Source organism: Halococcus salifodinae DSM 8989, from assembly GCF_000336935.1.
In the GTDB taxonomy this organism is placed as follows: Archaea; Halobacteriota; Halobacteria; order Halobacteriales; family Halococcaceae; genus Halococcus; species Halococcus salifodinae.
Genome location: NZ_AOME01000068.1, coordinates 1 through 19,414 on the forward strand (window position 1 = coordinate 1; position 19,414 = coordinate 19,414).

The following is a 19,414-nucleotide window of genomic DNA, read 5'->3' on the forward strand; positions in this document are numbered from 1 at the left end:
CCAGCGCGCGGTCACGGCAGGCTTTGATCACTGCCTCTCGATTTTCGCCGACATCGTCGATCGCGGTGCTAGCCTGCTCGTCGACGAACGTGGTGAGCTGTTGGCGATCCTCGGCGGACCACGCCTGCTGGTCGCCGCTCTGGTGACCGCCATTGTCGGGAATCGGCTCGGTCGCGTTGCGCCGCTGGGCGACGTTCTCAGGGAGATGACCTTCGCGAACTCCCCAGCCACAGAACGCCGAGATGTATGCATAGTAGGTGCGCACTGTTCCCGCGGTCCAGCCCTGGCGGGCGAGGTGGCGCGCGTACTCGCGGAGGTGGCCCGAGTCAAGCTTCTCGAACGTCGTCACGACGTCCTCGTGATCAGCGAGGAAGTCGATGAACCGGCCGAGCTCCCGATCTGCATCCTGGCGGTAGTTCCCGCTCTCGCCGCGCTGACCTTTCCCCTTGTCCGTCAGGAAGTCCTCAATGACGGCGTCGATGCGGACCACGCTACGAACCTCCGTTGCGTTCGGTCGCCTGGTCGCTAGTCTCGGGACGAGTAACCCGGGTTCTGGGTTGTCGCATCTGGTGTGCTGTGCCAGAGGGCGGGGGTGCCTGTAAAAGTACTCGTCCTTATTCGATTAAGCACGAGTAACGTGTAGGTCTGCCAATTCCACCGATTTCACTTATCTCAGGCCGTATAACCCCAGAACCCGCCCTCATACACTCCATAGTGGTTTATCGAAACTCAGCCAACCGACAAGCAGAGATCAGGCGTTTGGATTTCTACAAACCAACAGATAAATGATAATTCGAATGTGGCTTGCTTACCGCAGATCATTGGCCTGATGGCCCCGTACCCTTACGCTGGCCACCCGACGTCATCAGTTCGTAGCTGAGATTGCCCAGTTGAGGCTACCCCGTTCCGTGACCGTCACGCGAAGAACCGATCTGAGCACATCGGTATAGGCACCGATGTCCTGAGACGGTGTTCCTCGCCATAGCCCTCGGCTCACTGCTGGTCAGTCGGACTGAAGTCAGGGCACGGTGACGCTTTAATGGATAATGAACGATCGGAGAGAACGCTACCCGTCGAGAAGTTCGTCGATCGGCCTGTTTTCGGCCGCTTCGCGTCGGCGTTCGTATTCGTTTTGAGCCCACTCGACAGCCTCCGGCGCGGAATTGAGCATGAGGCCTTTGATACCGCCGTCTCCGTAGACCGTTGCACCAGCGACGGTCTGTTGGGAGGACTTCATCCACCAGAGTGCATATCGGAGGACTTCGTCGCTAACGAGTATCTCTATCTGGCCATCCGCGGCGAGTTCCCGGAGTCGTTTCTCGTCCTTTCGCAAGAGTGGTTGCAGCGTGCCTTCTTCGACGATGATCTCGGCGGAGAGGTTATTCGCCGTCGCGTGTTCGCAGATCAGGTCGACGTACAACGAAATCTTGACGGGAGCGAGTCCGAGCAAGCGCTTCGCGTCCGCTAAGAGATCGACGGCTGGTTGAAGCGCAGCTTCGGGTCCCGCAGGATCGGCCGGGTGAACGTCAGCTCCTTTGAGAAAGGTCGTGCTCAGCGCTGTGGCAGGGGGCAAACTGGAGACGATTTCCTGTGTGTTATCGAGGGCGCTCACGTTCGAGCGATACCTCCGATAGCGAGTGCAGGATAAGGTCCCCAACAAGGTCGGAGAGTATTTGCTGCCGTGGCGCTCGATACAGTCAGCCTCGAGTAATTCGGTTACCCCTCGATCGACGGTCGATCGAGAAGCGTCGATCGCCTCGGTAAGTGCGGGCTTCGCACGCGGTTGTTCGTCGATAGCACACAGGAGTTCACCGCGCTTGTAGACCGTATCCTTCAGCGGATCTGGACTCCCGTGGTCAGGCATTGACATGGTATTTGGCTAGAGCGACATAAATTAGTGCCTCCCTACCACGAGAGATCGCACACGTCGCTCACAGCAGTGCGAGGTCAAGCACCATCGAGGAGTTCATTACCGTAGCCCAGAGGCCAATGCTGAACCAGCGAGAAACGCGATCGGATTGCACCTTCGGTTCGGTGTTCCGTATTCGGAGAGCAATATATGAATAACAGAGGGTGAAGAGCAATAACATCCCCCCAGCCAGAAACAACCCGTAGTAGATATTGATAAGCGCGGCAAGCGCCGTCGAAACGCCCGCGAACAACACGCTCCGTCGAACACCGAGCATCTGAGTAAACGTCGAAATGCCGTAGATCCGATCGTAGTAGGTGTCCGCTGCTTGGTGGGCAACGTGGTAGCCAAAGGCGTACAGGAACACGACAGCCAGCACCGCGATTTCCTGTCCCCCAACGATGGATCCACCAGCGATGAAAAAGAAGACCGCTACGTACCCGACGTCCACGGCGGTGGTAGTCAGATGATTAAACAGCCCTCGTTCTTTGATCCTCGGCGGGTAGGTGTAGACGAACCCTAACAGACACGTCGCCGCGCCGAACCCGAGGTACACGGGCGCATGCATGGAAACCGAGATCCAGCCCCAAAGGGACATACCACCGATCAGCTCGGCGGCAAGGATTGTCATCGACCCCTTGATACTCAGTCGGTCGAGTGCGTCGGGGATGCGGGATTTCTCCGGGTTCTCCCGATCGAGGTCGCGGTCGTGGATCACGTCCGCGACGGACGCTTGCATCTTTGAGAGCATGGCGGCGAGAAAGCCCACCAAAAGCAGGTCCCAGTTCGAACCGAGCGACGTGAGCCCACGCGACGTCGTTGCGAGACCAACGCCAACACCGAGATACGCGAGGTTGTAGCCGATCGTCTCGGGGAGGCGGTTGATCGTCACGAAATCACGGAACAACTGAACCGAAGGTGTGGAACTGGACGTAGAGGTAGCGGTCGGAGTCCCATGGTGTGAAGCCATAGCAAGGCATTCGTTGAAACCGGATATTATACTATCTGTGAACAAAACGTACGTCGCTGAGGATTTTATCATGTTTGAACAGAGGTACGAACGCAAGGTGACTGTTCGTATCGGGAGTGCTTCGAGACATCTGAGAAGAATAGGGAGCACGGCGTGGCACACGCGGTTGGTGGAGCGACGACGGTACTCCGAGGTCAGTTGGTACGAAGGTGGTCGACGACGTACCGGGCGTCCGCCCCGACACCACCGAGGGAGGCCGAAACGAGCGTCGATTGGTACGGCAGGCCGATGAAATACAGTCCGGGTTGTGCCGGGACGACGCCACGGTCGTGAACCGGGTAGCCGCCCCCATCGAATCGGAGTCGCGGGAGGTCGATCCATCCGTAATCGGGCTGGAATCCCGTTGCCCAGACCACGCTTGCCACACCAAGAGGGCGCTCCCCGTCGAGTACAGGCTTACCGTCCTTGACGCCCTGCGTCCGGGCGACCCGCTCGACACCCGCCTGTTGTATCTTCCGCTCAGTGAGTCGAACCAGTGGGTCGCCGCGTGCGCGGCTCCGCTGCTCGATCTTCTTACAGAGCCACGAGTCCGCGGTGATGACGTCGCGCCCCAACCACCAGAACGGACGGCTGTTGAAGACGCTGAGCGGGATCGAGCCGGTTTTTCGTCCGGAGAGGAACGTTCGTCGGCCCGTCGCCGCTAGATCGGTAGCGATCTCGGCTCCGGCGTTGCCAGCACCGACGACGAGCGCAGCCCCCTCAGAAACCTGTTCGGGATTGCGGTAGGCGGTCGAATGGAACTGCGTGATAGTCGGATCGAGTTCGTCGCCGAACGCCGGTACGTTCGGGGTAGCGAACGCGCCGGTCGCCACCACGACGTTCTCGGCGGTGACTTGCCGAGCCTCCTGTTCGGTCTCGACCACGTAGTGTCCGTCCTGCTGACCGAGGGCTTCGACGGTCGTTTCGAGACACACTGGAAGCTCGAACGTCGCGGCATACGTTTCGAGGTAGTCGGCCACCTCGTCTTTTGTCGAACAATATGTGTCGTCTGGTCGTCGAGGCCGAACTCGTTGTCGCAGTCCCCCTCAGCTCCGTGCCAACGTGATTGGCACTGCTCGCGGCTGATGTCAGAATAGATATTGGTGTGACCGGCAACGCGATGCGTCTCCGCGTACTCAAGTGATAGGAAAATGCTTCTCGCCGATCGATATAGATTTGGAGCTCAGTCGTGCATGAACAATCCACCTGCCCGGTTCAGATTTTTGAGATATGGAATCCTTGTAGTACTGATAGCCGCGATTGGAGTTATCGTAATATGACGGGTGGTGATCTGGATCCGAACATCTCCTGACTATATCTCTTAAAAGTCAGTAATACGTATCCATCACAAAATAACCAATCATTCCCTGTTATCTATCTGATAATATGAGGAAATCGCGCTGCTGTTTGCTCAGTTGGGTTTCGGGAATCGTTAAGTCCACTAACTGGTCATATCTGGAAATAAATAACGGCCACCAATGAGAAGTTCAATCGCTATACCGACGAAAGTCATATCGCTAACAAGCACGGTGAAGACGTAGATTAGCGGAATTTCTGTCCCGGTATAAACTGAGAATACTATTAGCCAGAAGCTAGGAATGAGCGCCAAAAATCCAACACCGCCGACCTGCCACCATGGAATTTGCCAAGGCCCTATGTTGGTTTCTTGTTTCAATCCAGATATAACGAAGATGATGCCTGAAAATGCAAGTAAGACGAAACCAGTAGGGTCAATCAAAGCTGCTGCAGGAAAAGCTATTATCGAGAGCAATACTCCATACCAGAGCAGCCACTTTTGTTTCATTTTTTCGATTTCTCGCTAGATTGCTTTGTTCTGGTCTTGCGTGTGGGTTGTTGGGTGTAATGTATTAATTATCGAACACCAGATAATATATACCTTTCTGTATCATAGTACGGCGGATGATTTCAGATGTATCCGTTTTTCTCGGCACAGTCTAAACAGATCACGCATAGACCACCGGTTGCGAGTTGACATCTCACTTTGAGACAATAGACGCATGCGATTGCACCTATACCAGTTGGAGAACCGGCACAAGTGAAATAGCATGGAACACAGTTGCCAGCGACACTCACTACGCAGGCTGCACAAGGAGTGACACACTTCGCCTGTGCATTGATTTTATCCGTCTCATCGGTTACTTTCTGTACCGAATCGACCACGAGATCCGCATGGTCGATTTCGCCCGTCATGCTGGACTCTGCCGCGCCTATAACAGTGACTCGGTACTCTACCGGCGAATCGGGATCGCGCGACATAATGTAGTATCCATCTATATCGCTCCCTGTTGCAGCGACTGAATTTTGAGTTTCAAGGCCTGTTGCTTCGGCAATAGCGCGATGTTCGCTCTCAGTCGCACTACGACGGAAAATCACATCATTATGTTTCGCTATGAGAGCGGCCTCAACCTCGTCAGGAATGTCTCGGTACTGACGAGGCAGCCGGTCCCGGTCGCTGTTGAGGTCGGGGTTGGTGTCGAAATCGAACCGTGCTGTTGTATTACCCTCATCTGTCTCGCCGAACCAGAGTGTTCCGCTGTGAGTCGTTACCTTTGTTGCTGTGAGTCCAGTCCCATCACTTTCGAAGTCATTAAATAGTGTATTGTTGGAAGTGATTTTGAGGCCGTTCAGCTCTTTCCGAAGAGATGCAACCCGAGGGGCCTGCCGGAGGCGTTCGATTCGCTTCTTACTAGCAGAAACCCATTCCGATTCGTCCGCCGATGCCATTCCTGAAAATCCAACAGCGGCACCGGTAGCACCGAGTGCTTTGACGAACCGCCGTCGATTCACTGAACTGTGGTTCTCTGCCTCTGCCGTCTCGTCCGCTCTGTCTTTCTCGGACATCGCACCACCATCTACACCCCCTCACTATGTTACCTCACCGCAGGGGAGATTGTCCAACACTGGCGACCTCATCACGAACGCCCGTCTGTTCATCAGTGATGATTTTCACGTTCCTGAGCGAATGCCCACAGTTGGGAACCATCGGCGTCCATGAGATGAAACCGACGGTCAGCGTAGTCTGCTTCGATGTCAGTCATTGATCGATTTCAGCAACCAGAATACACGGGCGAGAATCGCTGTACGCCCTGCACCGCTGTCAACCTCCTCATCGCCATCGTCGTGAGCGCCCTTCTGGCGATCATCTCGACGGTCGGCGGGCTCGGCGTGTTCGTCCTTTCGGTCGGGGCAATCTACCTGCGCGGGTACCTCGTTCCCGGGACACCCACGCTCACGAAACGCTACTTCCCCGAGCGCGTTCTCCGATGGTTCGACAAAGATACGGACTCGACCGCACCGCTGGGTGACGAACCCATCAACGTCGATCCCGAGCGGGTGCTCCTCGATGCTGGCGCGGTCGAACCGGATCGAGACGGAACCGACCTCCGTCTCACTAACGAGTTCCAGCACGCATGGCGCGAGCGAATCTCGACCGCCGGTGAACACGACCTCAACGAGGAATACCTCGCGGGCGCGCTTGGGGTCCCTCTCCAAACAAACGACATCACGATCGAACGGCGTGGTGAAGCGTACGTTGCCCATACCGATGAGACGGTAATCGGGCAGTGGTCTTCAGGAGCGGCGACCATCGCCGATGTCGCCGCTGCGACTGAACTCAGTAACCGATCGCCTACGTGGGACGAGCTGAGGCCAGCCGAGACTGCGCGCGTGCTAATGAGCCTTCGGGTCTTTATCGAACAGTGTCCTGAGTGCAACGGCCCTGTGCAAGTAGAGCAAGAAGTTGTCGAGTCGTGCTGCCGCTCGTATGATGTGATCGCTTCTGCCTGTCAGGACTGCGATGCTCGCCTCTTCGAAATGGAATGGAACGAGACCGTTGCGGCCGGATCTGAGTCACAAGCAAGCCCCGCCTAAGTGTCGAGTACCCCGTTGACGCACACTCGTTATCGCTTAAGGATTCGTCCGGATCAGCAGGCGCTACTGTCTCCCGCGTTAGCCGGAACTCATGGATCGATGGCTCCATATCCTCGGCCAAGAACTCCGGTATCTGCTTCCGCCACGGTCGGTGCGCGAGCACGCTCGCGCTACCGACCTCGTTGAACGCGACCGATTCATCGACGCTTTTCCGTTCTTCTGGTCGTTCACGTTCGGCACTACCCAATCCAACGGGTCTCTCGCTGCCGTTCAAGACCTCTACAAGGCTTTCACCAACGATTCCGTTGCGTATTCGTCCATTCAGCAGTGGGTTACAGCTGAACTCACCGAGCTACTTGGAGACATCTGCGGCTACATCAGCGTCGAGCTTGGACAAACAGAATCAGCGCTCGAAGGCCGCTTCGAGCGCTTCCGAGATGTCTTCATCTCGGATGGGACCATCTGTACGCTCTCTGCGGAATCCTTCGAGGAGTTCCCCGGATTAGGTGACGATCACGCTGGAGCGAAGCTCCACGTGATCGAGTCGCTCGCCTCGCGAGCTCCGGTCTTTTCGTCGATCACTGACGCTCGCACCCAAGAAACCACGCAGCTCCAGATCGGTGACTGGGTCGAAGATTCTCTGGTCCTATTCGATCTCGGTTACCTCGACTACGCGAGATTGGCACGGATTGACCGCAATGGCGGCTGGTTCGTGAGCCGACTCAACGTCGACGCAAACCCTGAGATCATCGATGAGCTCCGAACCTGGTGTGGTGATACGATCGATCTGGAGGGCAGCCACCTCCAGGAGGTGCTGCCCGACCTCTATCGGCAGATTATCGATTCAACGGGGACGGTCGGTGCGGATCAGGACGATCCGCACCTTCCCTACGATGTTCGAGTCGTCGGCGTCCGCCACGAAAATGACGAGGACGATCACCGGACGGAGGAGGTCGAGGCCGATCACGACTATCACCTCGTATGAAAATCCCGCAGGCGAAACTAGCCACGTACTCGACATTAAATGTTCGGATGGATTCGGTTCATCCGTGAGCAACGTCAAAATCACCGCACAACGACCGGATATAGTTGGTGAAGGACCCGGCAAGCGGAGACATCCTCTTGCGGAGCTGTGGCTGGGCGGCGGGGCGGTTACCGGCTGTCGCTGAATCGGTCCTTACGTGGCTGCCTCCGGTGGATCGAATGGCTCGTTTCGCTTCAGCATGTAGAAGACCGATACCAGGAGCTTCCGAGCCGTTGCTACGATTGCGATCTGATCGTTCTTCTTCTGTTTCAACCGCGTATAGAAATTCCCGAAGTACTCCTCACACCGCACCGCAATCCGCGCCGACTCTACCAGGGCCCAGCGCAACGCGCCTGGGCCCTTCTTGCTGATACTCCCATGGATCTCCGTCTCACCCGACTGATGCACCATCGGATCCAGCCCTGCGTAATTCACTACCTCCTTGTCAGTGTCGAACCGATCGATCTCACCCAACTCCGCCACGATCACCGCAGCCGTCGTCTGCCCAACTCCCGGAATCGTCAGCAGCAGCTGCGCTGCTGGCGATTCCAACACTCGCCGTTCGATCTTCTCTTCCAGCATCTCCATCTGCTCATCCAGTTCGTCGATCACGGCCAGATGGGCCTCAATAATCGTTCGATCAGGACTGCTCAGAGAGAGTTCCGCCAGGAACTCTCGTCCGGTAGGACCGAACAATTCGCTGTCGTAGGTGTTGTTGGTCCGCTTGAGGACCGCCCTGACGCGGTTTTTCTCCGCAGTCCGTTCCTTGACGAGCGACCTGCGTGCTCGGGCGAGATCCCGCAGTTCGCGGATCTCGTCCTCTGGCACGTAACTCTCGGCTATCCACCCAGTGTGAAGCAGGTGTGCGAGCCGTTTGGCATCAAGACGGTCAGTCTTGACTGTCGCATCGGCGATCACCCGGTTCTCTGATGGGTTCGCTACCGTCACGTCGAGATGCTCGTCGAGCATCTCGTAGGCGGCGCGGTAATGACTCGATGCCTCGATAGCCGCCTCACCGCCAGCGTACTCTTCGGCGAGTTCGTCGAGTCGGTTGGTTGGTAGGCGAATCTCCTCTTGCAAGTTGCCGTCGTCGTCCACGACGGCAACTTGCGCTTCGTGGTCGTGAAGGTCGATTCCCAAGAACATGGTTGACGTTTCCGCTGGGGCTGTGGCGTGAACAGGAAAGCCTCGTATTCGTGCTCGGTGGCACAAGATTTCGCTTCTTATCACGGTTAGGACCATCCTGTAGTCGCGTGCTTGATGCACCGATGATAGTGCGGTCTCAACCAGCCCCTGTGTCTCTTGTTCACGCCCAGGGGCTTAAGCGCGGGATTTTCATGGATTCTGTATGCGACGAATCTCCCAGCAGACGCGTTCGCGCCGCGAGAACTCGCGGCGCTGTACAGCAACCGCTGGAGCATCGAAACGGTCATCGACGAGCTGAAATCAGTGTTCGAGTTGGACGAAATGACGGTGCGACGGGAGGCAGCAGTTGAGTGTTTCATGATGGCGGCGCTGTTGATGGTGCTGGTGAGTCGGTATCTACTGCGGCGGGTACGAGCACGGCTCGGACCCGCCTCACAGCGATCAGTCGAGGAGGAAGATCGGATCGAGCCGGTGAGGTTTTCCAAGCGAATCAACCTGTTTAGCGGTGATTTGCTGCGGATATTGGCTGAACAGCTCGGGTATGGGTGGGACGGGGCCGGGTCCGCGATCGTCGAGGGAGCGATCGACCCGAACGTGGATCGCCACGCGCTCACGGAGCGAGTGGCTCACGGAAGCGTCGATCCGAACGTGCGAAACGCGGGTGAACTGGCGACGATCCGGCCCGGCTGACGACCGTCAGCCGAGCCGGGAAAACTTCGTATTGAGTGGCAACGCTCTCGATTAGGCGCGTTTCTGAAGGGAAACCGACTTGAGATCAGTTGACGCCAGCAATATCGATCTTGATTCGTCCCTTCGTTCTCCATCTTTGAGAAATTCTACAGCGATCAGCAGGCCAGATTCCGCACAGAACGTTCATTCTGACCTAAAGCGATAACCAGTGATCTGGACTCCCACGACCAGACATCAACGTAGTGTTTCGGCCAGAGCAACATAAACCATTGCCCGCCTCCATGAGAGATTGTACATGTAGCTCACAACAGCGCGAGGTCAATGACTATCGAAGAATTCATTATCGTACCCCAGAGGCCGATGCTGAACCAGCGAGAGACGCGATCGGATTGCACCTGCTGTTTGGTGTTCCGTATTCGGAGAGCCACATATAAATAACAGAGTGCAAAGAGCAACAGTATCCCTCCAGCCAGAAACAGCGCGTAATAGATGTTGATAAGTGCGGCGAGCGCCGTCGAGACGCCCGCGAGCAACACGCTCCGCCAGACACCGAGGCGTTGGGTGAATGTCGAAATGCCGTGAACCCGATCGTAGTAGGTGTCTGCTGCTTGGTGGGAAACGTGGTAGCCGAAGGCGTACAGGAACACGACAGTAAGCACCGCGATTTCCTGTCCTCCGACGGTGGATCCACCAGCGATGAAAAAGAAGACCGCTACGCACCCAACGTCTACGACGGTGGTTGTCAGATGGTTAAACAATCCGCGCTCCTTGATCCTCGGCGGGTAGGTGTAAATAAATCCTAAGAGACACATGGCCGCGCCGAACCCAAGATACGCGGGCATGTGTATGGAAACCGCGATCCAGCCCCAGAGAAAGACACCGCCGATCAGTTCGGCGACAAGTATCGTCAGCGACCCCTCGATTCCCAGTCGATCAAGTGCATTGGGGATACGAGATTTTTCCGGGTTCCCTCGATCAAGTTCACGGTCGTGAATCACGTCTGCTACGGATGCCTGCATCTTCGAAAGCATGGCGGCGAGAAAGCCCATTAAGAGCATATCCCAATTCGAACCGAACGCCGTGACTCCACGCGATGTCGTTGCGAGGCCGATACCGACACCGAGATACGCAACGTTGTAGCCGATCGTCTCGGGGAGGCGGTTGATTGTTGCGAAATCGCGGATCAACCGGAATAAGGAAGTGGGGCTGGGAGTGCCGTTCGAACTCCCGTGATGTGGGGCCATAGCAAAGCATTAGCCGAGCAAAAATATCACATCATCTGTGGTAGAAATTCACGCTTCTGGGTATTTCATCATGTTTGAGATTTTATATAACTGCGGGATGGGCACTGTTAACTTAGCCCCGCAGCTTCGACCGGCGGTTGATTGTCAAGCGCTTGGTGGCTCCGGAGGTGATTGTAGTAGTAGGCGTAGGCAGTCAGCCAGCGCTCGGCGCTTGGCTGACTGCCGTTCCAGGTTTCGTGAAACCGTTCGATCCGCATCGTGAACGTCTGAAACAGCTTCTCGACGATGTTGCGGTCGGTGTAGTCAAGCTGACCGCTGAGATCAGTCTTTGCGAGAGCAGTCAGATAGCCCATGCCGTCGACGAGAAACTCCGCGTCGGAGACGCGGTGTTTCTCTTGTAATTCGCGGAGGAACGACGTTGCTGGGTCGGTTCCACGATGTTCAGAAAGTCGTGCGTGGAGTACGACTTTCGAATCGATATCGATCGCCGCGTAGAGCCAGACTTCGCGCTCTTCGGCCAGCTGAACCTGTTTTTCGTCGACCGCAACGCGATCAGGTTCGGCGGTGAACGTCTGCTCGTGAGACTCGGCGAACGACTGGCACCAGTTACGAATAGCGGGGCGGCTGCGGTCGACGCCGAACCAGCCTAACATGTCGCGGATTTCGGCGAGTGAGGCGGCTGAAGCATGCAACGCGCACGCCAGCCGGATCAGGCCGGCTGGCGTGCGCTCCCCGTCCAAAAACGGTACAGTGCTGGCGTCCCCATCTGCCAATCGGAGTTCCTCTATCATGGCCCTATCATGTACGGAGGAACTCCACTCACTTCAGCCGACTAAGTTAACAGTGCCGCGGGATGGTCTGTATTAAAAATCTGACACTACTGATGCCAAAAATAGCATATCCTGATACGAGCGGTCGGTCAAGGAACAGTCGGTCGCTCGTGATCAGTTGGTACAGAGATGATCAACAACGTGCCGGGCGTCCGCACCGACCCCACCAAGAGAGGCTGAAACGACCGTCGATTGGTATGGCAGTCCGATGAAGTACAGACCAGGTTGTTCCGGTACGACGCCGCGATCGTTTATCGGGTAGCCACCCGCATCGAATCGGAGTCCCGGGAGGTCGATCCAACTGTAGTCCGGCTGGAATCCAGTTGCCCATACTACGGTCGCCACCTCAAGGGGCTCCCCGTCGAGTACCGGCCTGCCGTTCTTGACACCCTGCGTCCGGGGGACCCGCTTGACGCCCGCCTGCCGGATCTCGGGTTCAGTGAGCCGAACCAGCGGATCGCCGCGTGCGCGGCTTCGCTGTTCGATCCTCTTACAGAGCCACGAGCCCGCCGTGATGACGTTGCGGCCCAGCCACCAGAACAGACGGCTATTAAACAGTCGAAGCGGTATCGAGCCGGTTTCCGGCCCGGAGAGAAACGTCTGTTGGCCTGTTGCCGCCAGATCGGTGGCGATCTCAGCTCCGGCGTTGCCAGCTCCGACGACGAGCGCAGCCCCCTCAGAAATCTGTTCGGGATTGCGGTAGGCGGTTGAATGGAACTGCGTGATGGCCGGATCGAGGGTGTCATTAAACGCGGGCACGTTCGGGGTAGCGAACGCGCCGGTCGCCACCACGACGTTCTCGACGGTGATTGGCTGTGAGCCCCGCTCGGTCTCGATCTCGACCACGTAGCGTCCATCCTGCTGACTGAGTGTTTCGACGGTCGTCCCGAGGCACACCGGAAGATCGAACGTTGAGGCATACGTTTCGAGGTAATCGGCTACCTCATCCTTCGTGGGAAAATGGTTATCCGGAGCTGGAAACGGGAGTCCCGGCAGGCTGCTGTACTGAGCTTGCGTGAACAGTTGGAGTGAATCCCAGCGGTGCCGCCACGCATCCCCGATCCGATCACTGGCGTCGAAAACGACGAATTCGCGGTCGTGCTGGTTCAGATAGTACCCGACGGCCAAGCCGGACTGGCCGCCGCCGATCACGATGGTATCTAGGTGTTGGAATGGATCACCCATGCACGTCGTTGTTCGTAGTGAATGCTGAAATCGTCCGGTCTGATCGGGTTGGTACTGTCCGTCGAGCCGACGTTCATTTCTGGAGCGCTTCACGCTCGGTTTCGCGCCAATTTGCCGCGTTCTCCGGTGTGTCCGTTTCGAGGAGATGATCCACTTTCCGCTTGAACTGGTCTTCGGTGAGTTCACCGCGGGCGTAGCGGTCACGCAACGCTTCGAGCCCGTCGGGCGTGGAGCGACCCGATTCGCTCCCAGTAGCTCGGTTCTCGGCGTAAGGCCTGTTCCGTCGTTCGTCATCACTGATCTCGGAGTCACGTCCGAATCCGGCGTCCCATAGCCGATACTGCTCCGGATCGTAGTTTTCAGGGTCGGACGGAATCTCCTTGATAGCAAATTCAATCACTCCCGAAACCACCATCCCCACCACTAACAGCCAGAACCACGGGAGGTTGGATATCAGTGCAAGTCCTCCCACCGTCACCACGGCAACGATGAGCGTAAACCAGTGGTCTTCGTTCTTGAGCATCTCTTGGGTTGGGTTTTGAGCTGGCATCGTTGGGAGCAGCCTATTTCGAGGAATCGCTGTCCGCGTTAGCCTTCTTGCCGGCTGACGCCCCGGATTCGCCGATTCGTACATACACCGGCACGAGGAGCACTTCGACGACAGCGCCAGCGATAATGAGCAGGGCCATCGTCTGTATGCTCTCAGGGAAGACAGTAACCAACACGCCTACGAGCGCTGGCGTGAGAGCACTCGCCACAGCGTGCCAGAGCTCGCTGAGCAGCACCCCGACAACGAAGATAACAACGGCCCCAATACCGAAGCCAGCGGCTATCGTCGTACTGTCGATGTCGGGGACCCACCGCGCGACCCCGAACAACACGACGCCACAGAGCCCGAAGACAACGGCGACGAGACGGAGTTTCGTGTTCGTGGCAGTATAGTCCATGAATTACTGTTCGATTGAGGGTATTTGGTCTTGAATCTTCGTTCAGCAACACCAGCCACCGGCTCGGCAGCAGATACCTCGCGACGGTATCCCACAGCCGACGAAGCCGATCACCCGACAGATAGCACCCGAAACCCCGAGACAGGCCGCAAGTCCGATCGCACTCGTTACGACCGAGGCGAGTCCACAGATATATGCCGTACCTGACGCACAGCCGACGTCACAGATGAGGGCAGCAAGGAAACGACAGTTGAAGCAGTAAATGCCGTTCGGAGTTACCTCCGGCGTTCCGTCTCCCGTTGAGACGGAGATGTCGTTCGGTTTTCCCTCAACGACGAGCGTCGTCGTAACGAGCCCATCGTTGTTCGTACTCTCTGCCGTGGGAAACTCACTCTGTTGGGCGAGTGACGGAACCTGACTGAGTTCGATTTCTGTCTTAGCTTCGCCGACCGTTTTTTGTTCCAACGTGGCAGTCACGACTTCGTCAGTATTGTCATCTCGACCGATGATGAGGCGATGGTCGCTATCGTGGCGGAGTGGAATCGACACCAACGTGCGTGCGTTGCCACGGTAGGAAGATCGGTGAGCGGTCAGTGAGCTTGGATCTAGCTCGAACCCTTGTTCTCGGATGGACCTGCGAAGCTGCTCGAACTCGTTGGTCCTTGTGAGCGACTGCAGAGCCTTTTCTGCGTCTCCCTCCGTCAGTTCAGTTTGGCTGAAATCCTGTTGGATCGCCTCGTTAGTTTTCGCAGAGGCAGTAGTCGTACCCAGCCCACCGAAGGCTGCGGCCCCTCCTGCAACGCCAAGATTCCTGACGAAGGTACGCCGATTGATCGGGGTTTTGTTCCTCTCGGAACCGCTTCCGTCCGCGTTGTCTTCTTCGGACATCGCAACTCCTCCTACACCCCTTCCCGATGTTATCTCACCGCAGGAGAGATTGTGCAACGTTGGCGATTTCAGCACGAACGCCCGGCTGCTCATCGGTGATGATTTTCACGTCGCTGAGCGAATAGCCACATCTGGGGACCATCAGCGTGGATGAAATGAAACCGATGGTCAGTGTAGTACGCTTCGATGTCAGTCGTTGGGCGCTTACAGCAACCAGAACACACCGGCGAGGATCGGTGTACGCCCTATACCATCGTCAATCTCCTCATCGCCCTCGTCGTGAGCGCGCTTGCGGCGGTCCTTCTCGCCGACGTCAACCTTTGCGCGTTCGAGCCGCCACTGATCGTTGTCGAACGGAACGTCGTAGTTCGCTTCGGCTCGCGCGAGGATGCTCTGGATCGCGGAGTCGGGAATCTCGAAGAACGCGGCGGTGGCGTGATTCGGCATGGAGAATCCGAGGTATTCGGCCTATTTCGCCTGTGAGTAGCCTACGATCAATCAAGTGTGTATTGTCGAAACCGTCGGGCTGTATTGCGATAACTCCATCTCACCAGCACTAACGCTATACCCAGCACACCCGTAATACTCCCGATGCGCAGCAGTCCGACCGAAACCAAACTACCCGTAACGAATTCGAAGAGAGATGCCGGCGCAAGGAGCGCGAAAATCGCGCCACCACCGAGAAGCCCTACTAGTACGGAATAGACGATTATCGCGGTCATACTTGGCGGGACGACCCCTCCGCTCTGACTGATGGTAACCGCGCTGAACCTCGGGGAGTGCATACCAACCGCCGGTGCGAGGCCGACTGCAACCACAGTCAGCACCGCACTGATACACACGAACCCCACCTGTACCTCCAATGGGTATGAACTCATCATGCTTCCGACGAGCGTACACAGAACTGTGATCGGGAGGCCGTATAGTAGTCCTGGAAGCATCAGACCACCCACGAACTGCCGCCCAGAAATTGAGGACGTAAGAGTCGCTGGCAGGACAGTGCCTTCGTCGCCGAGGGGGTTCAACCCGAACGCGGCTCCCGCAAGCCACGGGAAGAACAGCGCACACACGACCGGCACGAGTGATAGCGGGTCGTCGAGTTGCGTGTAGACGACGCCGAAATAGATCCCGAGCGAGACGACCAGTGTGAAGAGAAACAGTAGTCGGCGGGGTGCTCGTCGGAGACGGAGCAGCACCAGTTGCGCCACCCGCTGCGTCGGCCGCCCGACAAACCGAGGGATGACGAGCGGCGAAATGCCAGCGGCCAGCGTCCCGCTGTCGTGAGATCGGGGCTCAGGTGCAGTGTCACCGTCATCGCGGGTTGCACTACCGGGATCGGTCACCCAGTAGGTGCCCGCGAGGTGCTCGACGACGAGAGTCCCACCACCGATCACGACGAGGCTCCCGAGTACGCCAGCCAGCGCGCGACCAAGCGAAGCCGAAACAGGTGTCCCCAAACTGGCCAGATCGACGAGCCAACTGGTCGGGAGCCACACAAACGACGTCACATCCCAGACGGCCGGAATCTCCCCGAGGAATTGGATAACGAGATACGCGATTACTGCGAGCAACACGAGTTGGACAATCAGCTGTCCCTGTTGGGTGGCAAACCTGCGGGAGCGAGCGTTCACGACCAGATAAACAAACCCGAGAGCGTACCCGACGACGGTGGCACTCGCCGCGAACAGGCCGACAGCCAGCGGAACCAACAACAGACTCACCGGAGAGAGAAATGCATACCCGACGACGCCGACCAGCAAGACTGTTGGCAACACGAGGAACAGACAAGCAGCGAAAAATTCCGTGAGGAGCATGCTGACGGCCGCTGTCCGGGTTGAAACGGTTGTGAGCACAAATGCCTCAGCTTTTGGCCGCCGCCAGTACAAGAGTGCCCGCTGACCGAGAAACCACACTACACCCACCCACAAGGCGCTCACGGTCAAGCGAACCTCATTAGGAATCGAGATCGGGGCGTCGAGTGTTCGCAAGAGTAAGGCAAAGAGAACGCCCATACCGCCGAGGAAGATTCCGAGAGCGATGCCGGAGACTGTGAGAAGACGGATTTGGTATGGGTTCCGTCGAAGCCCACGGAGTATTCGCCGGACGCCGACGATCCCTAGTTGGATGCTGTGCCGCATCCAGTTTGCCTCAGTCATACTCATCAGCCTCTACGGTGTCGGATTCGTCGCTCGTCAGGTCGAGAAACGCCTCTTCAAGCGTTTGGTGGTCACCGGTCTCTGCGCGGTGCGTGAGTTCAGTCGGTGTGCCTTCCGCGACGAGCTGTCCCTCGTACAGGACGCCGACTGTGTCAGCTACTTCCTCGACGACCGGTAAGATGTGGGTCGAGAGGAACACCGTCGTTCCCTCGTCCGCGAGTTCGACGATCATCTCACGGAGTGTGCGCGCGGCACGCGGATCGAGGCCCGCGGTCGGTTCGTCGAGGAACACGACCGCGGGCTCGTGGAGGATGGCCTGAATGAACGCGGTTTTCTGCCGCATTCCGGTCGAGTAATCCGCGATACGGGTGTTTGCGTCCTCGCGGAGATCAAGACGATCAAGTAACGACTGGATACGGTCTGTCGCCTGGTCCTCCGGGAGGTCACGCAGGCCAGCCGCGAGGTCGAGTTGTTCGTGGGCCGTGAGATTGTAGTAGAGTGGCGGTGCTTCGGGGAGATATCCGATTTGGCGTGTTACTGCTGTTCTGTCGGTGATCGGTGTACCGTTGATAGATGCTGCCCCGCTCGTTGGTTGGGTAAGCGTCGTCAGTATTCGCATCGTCGTTGTTTTCCCGGCTCCGTTCGGTCCCAGATATCCATAGACAACACCTACTGGAATTGAAAAAGTAAGATCGTTGAGAGCGAGCGCGTCACCATACCGTTTTGTTAATCTCCTTGCCTCAACCGCGCCCATACTTTATCTAACATCCATTGTTTCTCAATCTGTATGACGATTTCGGAGGGATATTCTCTTGATGTGGTTTCCGTCTTCGAAGCTCAATATATCCGTCAGCGTGAAATCATCACGTAGAGTACTATTTCTGGGTGTTCAGATGAGGTTTCTACAAGTCGGCAGACAGGTTCCCACCGCAACTGCCGAACATAGTTGGCCGCAGAGCGATGCGAACGGGGCTGTGACCGGGTTCGTAAGGCAGACACCTGTGCAGCCGAATGCACCGGCCGCTGTGAGAACAGTACAGATTGCGGGACATGGGCCAATTTGAGTCTGGATGGGCCCTTCAGCACTTGGTGAACTTGCTGCTGAGTATTGCTGGATGGTTGAGTCGTTCGGCCATCCAGACCCACTTAGTACCAGCCGGTCGACCATCTTGCCATTCTTCTCCACCGGAAGAAGGATGTCTGTCCGCTCTTCGCCGTCAGAGAACCCGTATACTAGGACGGCTTCGTCTTCTCGTACAGTGCCTTCGTCGGCCCCCTGCTTGAACCCGGTGTACTCCTCATTCTGAGAGAGAAGTTCTACTGTCTTTCTCAATTGAGGAGTCCCATGGACGTGGAGAACGAGCTTGTTGTCGGCATCAACCGCGATCACCCCATCCCCAGCAGGTTTTCCACCCACGACCGATGTCTGGTCTTCGAATGCGTCGGACTCATAGTAGCGGATCGTTGGACCCGCTGATTTATCACCGACACCGAGAGTCACGCCATAGCCAGTAGTGCCGCTCTGAAGGGTATACTTGAACACTGAGGCTACTTGTTTCTGTTCACCTATATGTTCAGCGACGAATGCGACTTTTTCAGACTTGTGTGCCGCTTGTACGAGTTGTTCCCGTGTTTCGCCGTGGACTTCCTCCACATCTGGTGAGTTGTCTTCGTCTGCTTCACTGTCAGGCCCACTAGTGTTGGGACCATCTGATGAAGACGCACTCGCTGTTGCGGTTGCACCGATGGGGATCACCCCCAAGGTCATAGCGACCCGGGAGATGAACCCACGGCGACCGCTCGTGAATTGACCGTGATCAGAGCTTCCTTCCCGCATATCTGATAGTGTACTCCACATCTCGGCGCAGCCGCTTCCATCACTAGCGGCTTCGCTTAGCTCGTCTTGATACGCTTCTACTGTTCGGTCGGCATCTTTGCTGGACATTGTCGCACCTTGCACCCATAGTTACACCCCCTCCCGATGTTATCTCACCGCAGGGGAGATTGTGCAACGTTGGCGATTTCAGCACGAACGCGCATTTGCTCATCAGTGATGATTTTCACGTCGCTGAGCGAATAGCCACATCTGGAAAACATCGGCGTGGATGAAATGAAACCGACGGTCAACATGAATGGCTCTATGACACTCGCTGATCGTCTTCGACAGCCAGAATACACGGGCGAGAATCGGTGTACGCCCTGTACCGCCGTCAACTTCGTGATCGCCGCCGTCGCGGGCGCGCTCGTCGCGGTCGTCTCGACGATTACTGGCGTCGGGGTCTTCGTCCTCTCAGTCGGGACGATCTACTTCCGAGGCTATCTCGTGCCCGGTACGCCCACGCTCACGAAGCGCTATTTCCCCGAGCGTGTGCTCCGGTGGTTCGACAAGGATACGAGTGCGACCGCATCATTATCCGACGAAGGTATCGACGTCGAACCCGAGCGAGTCCTCCTCAACGCTGGCGCGGTCGAACCCTATCGAGAGGGAACCGATC

At 57.0% G+C, this 19,414-nt stretch carries 18 protein-coding genes and 3 pseudogenes; 3 read left to right on the forward strand and 18 right to left on the reverse strand.

Annotated elements, in window-relative coordinates; translation table 11 throughout:
* From C450_RS11850 to C450_RS21660, 7 genes and pseudogenes are all read right to left on the reverse strand, one after another.
* On the reverse strand, nt 1-490 hold a 490-nt coding region (locus C450_RS11850; protein ID WP_005043690.1), incomplete at its 3' end, for a phage integrase SAM-like domain-containing protein.
* Between the two features lie 576 nt (nt 491-1,066).
* Nucleotides 1,067-1,612 carry a transcriptional regulator FilR1 domain-containing protein gene (locus C450_RS11855; protein WP_152424490.1) on the reverse strand — a complete coding sequence of 182 codons (546 nt, stop codon included), beginning with the start codon at nt 1,610-1,612 and terminating at the stop codon, nt 1,067-1,069.
* Nucleotides 1,613-1,615: 3 nt separating this feature from the next.
* Nucleotides 1,616-1,870 (reverse strand): annotated as a pseudogene (locus tag C450_RS23705) (helix-turn-helix transcriptional regulator); the annotation flags it as partial.
* 61 nt (nt 1,871-1,931) lie between these two features.
* A complete protein-coding gene (locus C450_RS11860; protein ID WP_241430396.1) occupies nt 1,932-2,924 on the reverse strand; it encodes a UbiA family prenyltransferase in 993 nt (330 codons plus the stop codon).
* A 149-nt stretch (nt 2,925-3,073) separates the two neighbouring features.
* A complete protein-coding gene (locus C450_RS11865; RefSeq protein WP_275039281.1) occupies nt 3,074-3,958 on the reverse strand; it encodes a flavin-containing monooxygenase in 885 nt (294 codons plus the stop codon).
* 401 nt (nt 3,959-4,359) lie between these two features.
* Nucleotides 4,360-4,722, reverse strand: a complete 363-nt coding sequence (locus C450_RS11870; RefSeq protein WP_005043695.1) for a hypothetical protein — start codon at nt 4,720-4,722, stop codon at nt 4,360-4,362.
* Between the two features lie 122 nt (nt 4,723-4,844).
* On the reverse strand, nt 4,845-5,780 hold the full coding sequence (locus tag C450_RS21660; RefSeq protein WP_152424491.1) for a twin-arginine translocation signal domain-containing protein: 936 nt from the start codon (nt 5,778-5,780) through the stop codon (nt 4,845-4,847).
* Between the two features lie 186 nt (nt 5,781-5,966).
* Here C450_RS21660 and C450_RS11875 point away from each other — a divergent pair, with 186 nt between their 5' ends.
* Nucleotides 5,967-6,809 (forward strand): hypothetical protein, encoded by an 843-nt coding sequence (locus tag C450_RS11875; protein WP_005043697.1) that lies wholly within the window; start codon nt 5,967-5,969, stop codon nt 6,807-6,809.
* 91 nt (nt 6,810-6,900) lie between these two features.
* Nucleotides 6,901-7,794 carry an IS4 family transposase gene (locus C450_RS11880; protein WP_005043698.1) on the forward strand — a complete coding sequence of 298 codons (894 nt, stop codon included), beginning with the start codon at nt 6,901-6,903 and terminating at the stop codon, nt 7,792-7,794.
* 192 nt (nt 7,795-7,986) lie between these two features.
* Here the strand turns inward: C450_RS11880 and C450_RS11885 are convergent, their stop codons facing one another.
* Nucleotides 7,987-8,979 (reverse strand): IS110 family transposase, encoded by a 993-nt coding sequence (locus C450_RS11885; RefSeq protein WP_005043700.1) that lies wholly within the window; start codon nt 8,977-8,979, stop codon nt 7,987-7,989.
* A gap of 180 nt (nt 8,980-9,159) precedes the next feature.
* Between C450_RS11885 and C450_RS11890 the strand changes: the two are divergent.
* A pseudogene (locus C450_RS11890) lies at nt 9,160-9,669 on the forward strand (transposase); the annotation flags it as partial.
* 302 nt (nt 9,670-9,971) lie between these two features.
* Here C450_RS11890 and C450_RS11895 read toward each other — a convergent pair.
* The 10 genes and pseudogenes from C450_RS11895 to C450_RS21670 all read right to left on the reverse strand — a co-directional run bounded on the left by C450_RS11895 (nt 9,972) and on the right by C450_RS21670 (nt 18,864).
* Entirely contained in the window at nt 9,972-10,856 is an 885-nt protein-coding gene (locus C450_RS11895) for a UbiA family prenyltransferase (protein WP_049910167.1), read from the reverse strand.
* A 164-nt stretch (nt 10,857-11,020) separates the two neighbouring features.
* Entirely contained in the window at nt 11,021-11,704 is a 684-nt protein-coding gene (locus C450_RS11900) for an IS6 family transposase (RefSeq protein ID WP_049910168.1), read from the reverse strand.
* A gap of 153 nt (nt 11,705-11,857) precedes the next feature.
* On the reverse strand, nt 11,858-12,928 hold the full coding sequence (locus tag C450_RS11905; RefSeq protein WP_005043705.1) for a flavin-containing monooxygenase: 1,071 nt from the start codon (nt 12,926-12,928) through the stop codon (nt 11,858-11,860).
* A 73-nt stretch (nt 12,929-13,001) separates the two neighbouring features.
* The gene (locus C450_RS11910) at nt 13,002-13,478 is read right to left on the reverse strand and encodes an SHOCT domain-containing protein (protein WP_241430397.1); all 477 of its coding nucleotides are present in this window, start codon (nt 13,476-13,478) and stop codon (nt 13,002-13,004) included.
* A 13-nt stretch (nt 13,479-13,491) separates the two neighbouring features.
* Nucleotides 13,492-13,875: a hypothetical protein gene (locus C450_RS11915; RefSeq protein ID WP_005043707.1), complete on the reverse strand. Its 384-nt coding sequence runs from the start codon at nt 13,873-13,875 to the stop codon at nt 13,492-13,494.
* Nucleotides 13,876-13,917: 42 nt separating this feature from the next.
* On the reverse strand, nt 13,918-14,763 hold the full coding sequence (locus C450_RS20915) for a halocin C8-like domain-containing protein (protein ID WP_161606962.1): 846 nt from the start codon (nt 14,761-14,763) through the stop codon (nt 13,918-13,920).
* A 204-nt stretch (nt 14,764-14,967) separates the two neighbouring features.
* A pseudogene (locus C450_RS22980) lies at nt 14,968-15,201 on the reverse strand (hypothetical protein); the annotation flags it as partial.
* A 56-nt stretch (nt 15,202-15,257) separates the two neighbouring features.
* Nucleotides 15,258-16,919 carry a hypothetical protein gene (locus C450_RS11930; protein ID WP_049910169.1) on the reverse strand — a complete coding sequence of 554 codons (1,662 nt, stop codon included), beginning with the start codon at nt 16,917-16,919 and terminating at the stop codon, nt 15,258-15,260.
* The gene (locus tag C450_RS11935) at nt 16,912-17,673 is read right to left on the reverse strand and encodes an ABC transporter ATP-binding protein (RefSeq protein ID WP_049910171.1); all 762 of its coding nucleotides are present in this window, start codon (nt 17,671-17,673) and stop codon (nt 16,912-16,914) included. Before C450_RS11935 ends, C450_RS11930 begins: the two co-directional genes overlap by 8 nt.
* A 135-nt stretch (nt 17,674-17,808) precedes the next feature.
* Nucleotides 17,809-18,864 carry a hypothetical protein gene (locus C450_RS21670; protein ID WP_152424492.1) on the reverse strand — a complete coding sequence of 352 codons (1,056 nt, stop codon included), beginning with the start codon at nt 18,862-18,864 and terminating at the stop codon, nt 17,809-17,811.
* Between the last annotated feature and the right edge of the window lie 550 nt (nt 18,865-19,414).

Excerpts from the sequence above, each read along its gene's own strand:
- C450_RS20915 (WP_161606962.1), bottom strand. The coding sequence starts at position 14,763 with ATGTCCGAAGAAGACAACGCGGACGGAAGCGGTTCCGAGAGGAACAAA.
- C450_RS21670 (WP_152424492.1), bottom strand. The coding sequence starts at position 18,864 with ATGTCCAGCAAAGATGCCGACCGAACAGTAGAAGCGTATCAAGACGAG.
- C450_RS11910 (WP_241430397.1), bottom strand. The coding sequence starts at position 13,478 with ATGCCAGCTCAAAACCCAACCCAAGAGATGCTCAAGAACGAAGACCAC.
- C450_RS11915 (WP_005043707.1), bottom strand. The coding sequence starts at position 13,875 with ATGGACTATACTGCCACGAACACGAAACTCCGTCTCGTCGCCGTTGTC.
- C450_RS11900 (WP_049910168.1), bottom strand. The coding sequence starts at position 11,704 with ATGATAGAGGAACTCCGATTGGCAGATGGGGACGCCAGCACTGTACCG.
- C450_RS11870 (WP_005043695.1), bottom strand. The coding sequence starts at position 4,722 with ATGAAACAAAAGTGGCTGCTCTGGTATGGAGTATTGCTCTCGATAATA.
- C450_RS21660 (WP_152424491.1), bottom strand. The coding sequence starts at position 5,780 with ATGTCCGAGAAAGACAGAGCGGACGAGACGGCAGAGGCAGAGAACCAC.
- C450_RS11875 (WP_005043697.1), top strand. The coding sequence starts at position 5,967 with ATGTCAGTCATTGATCGATTTCAGCAACCAGAATACACGGGCGAGAAT.
- C450_RS11935 (WP_049910171.1), bottom strand. The coding sequence starts at position 17,673 with ATGGGCGCGGTTGAGGCAAGGAGATTAACAAAACGGTATGGTGACGCG.
- C450_RS11905 (WP_005043705.1), bottom strand. The coding sequence starts at position 12,928 with ATGGGTGATCCATTCCAACACCTAGATACCATCGTGATCGGCGGCGGC.
- C450_RS11880 (WP_005043698.1), top strand. The coding sequence starts at position 6,901 with ATGGATCGATGGCTCCATATCCTCGGCCAAGAACTCCGGTATCTGCTT.
- C450_RS11930 (WP_049910169.1), bottom strand. The coding sequence starts at position 16,919 with ATGACTGAGGCAAACTGGATGCGGCACAGCATCCAACTAGGGATCGTC.
- C450_RS11885 (WP_005043700.1), bottom strand. The coding sequence starts at position 8,979 with ATGTTCTTGGGAATCGACCTTCACGACCACGAAGCGCAAGTTGCCGTC.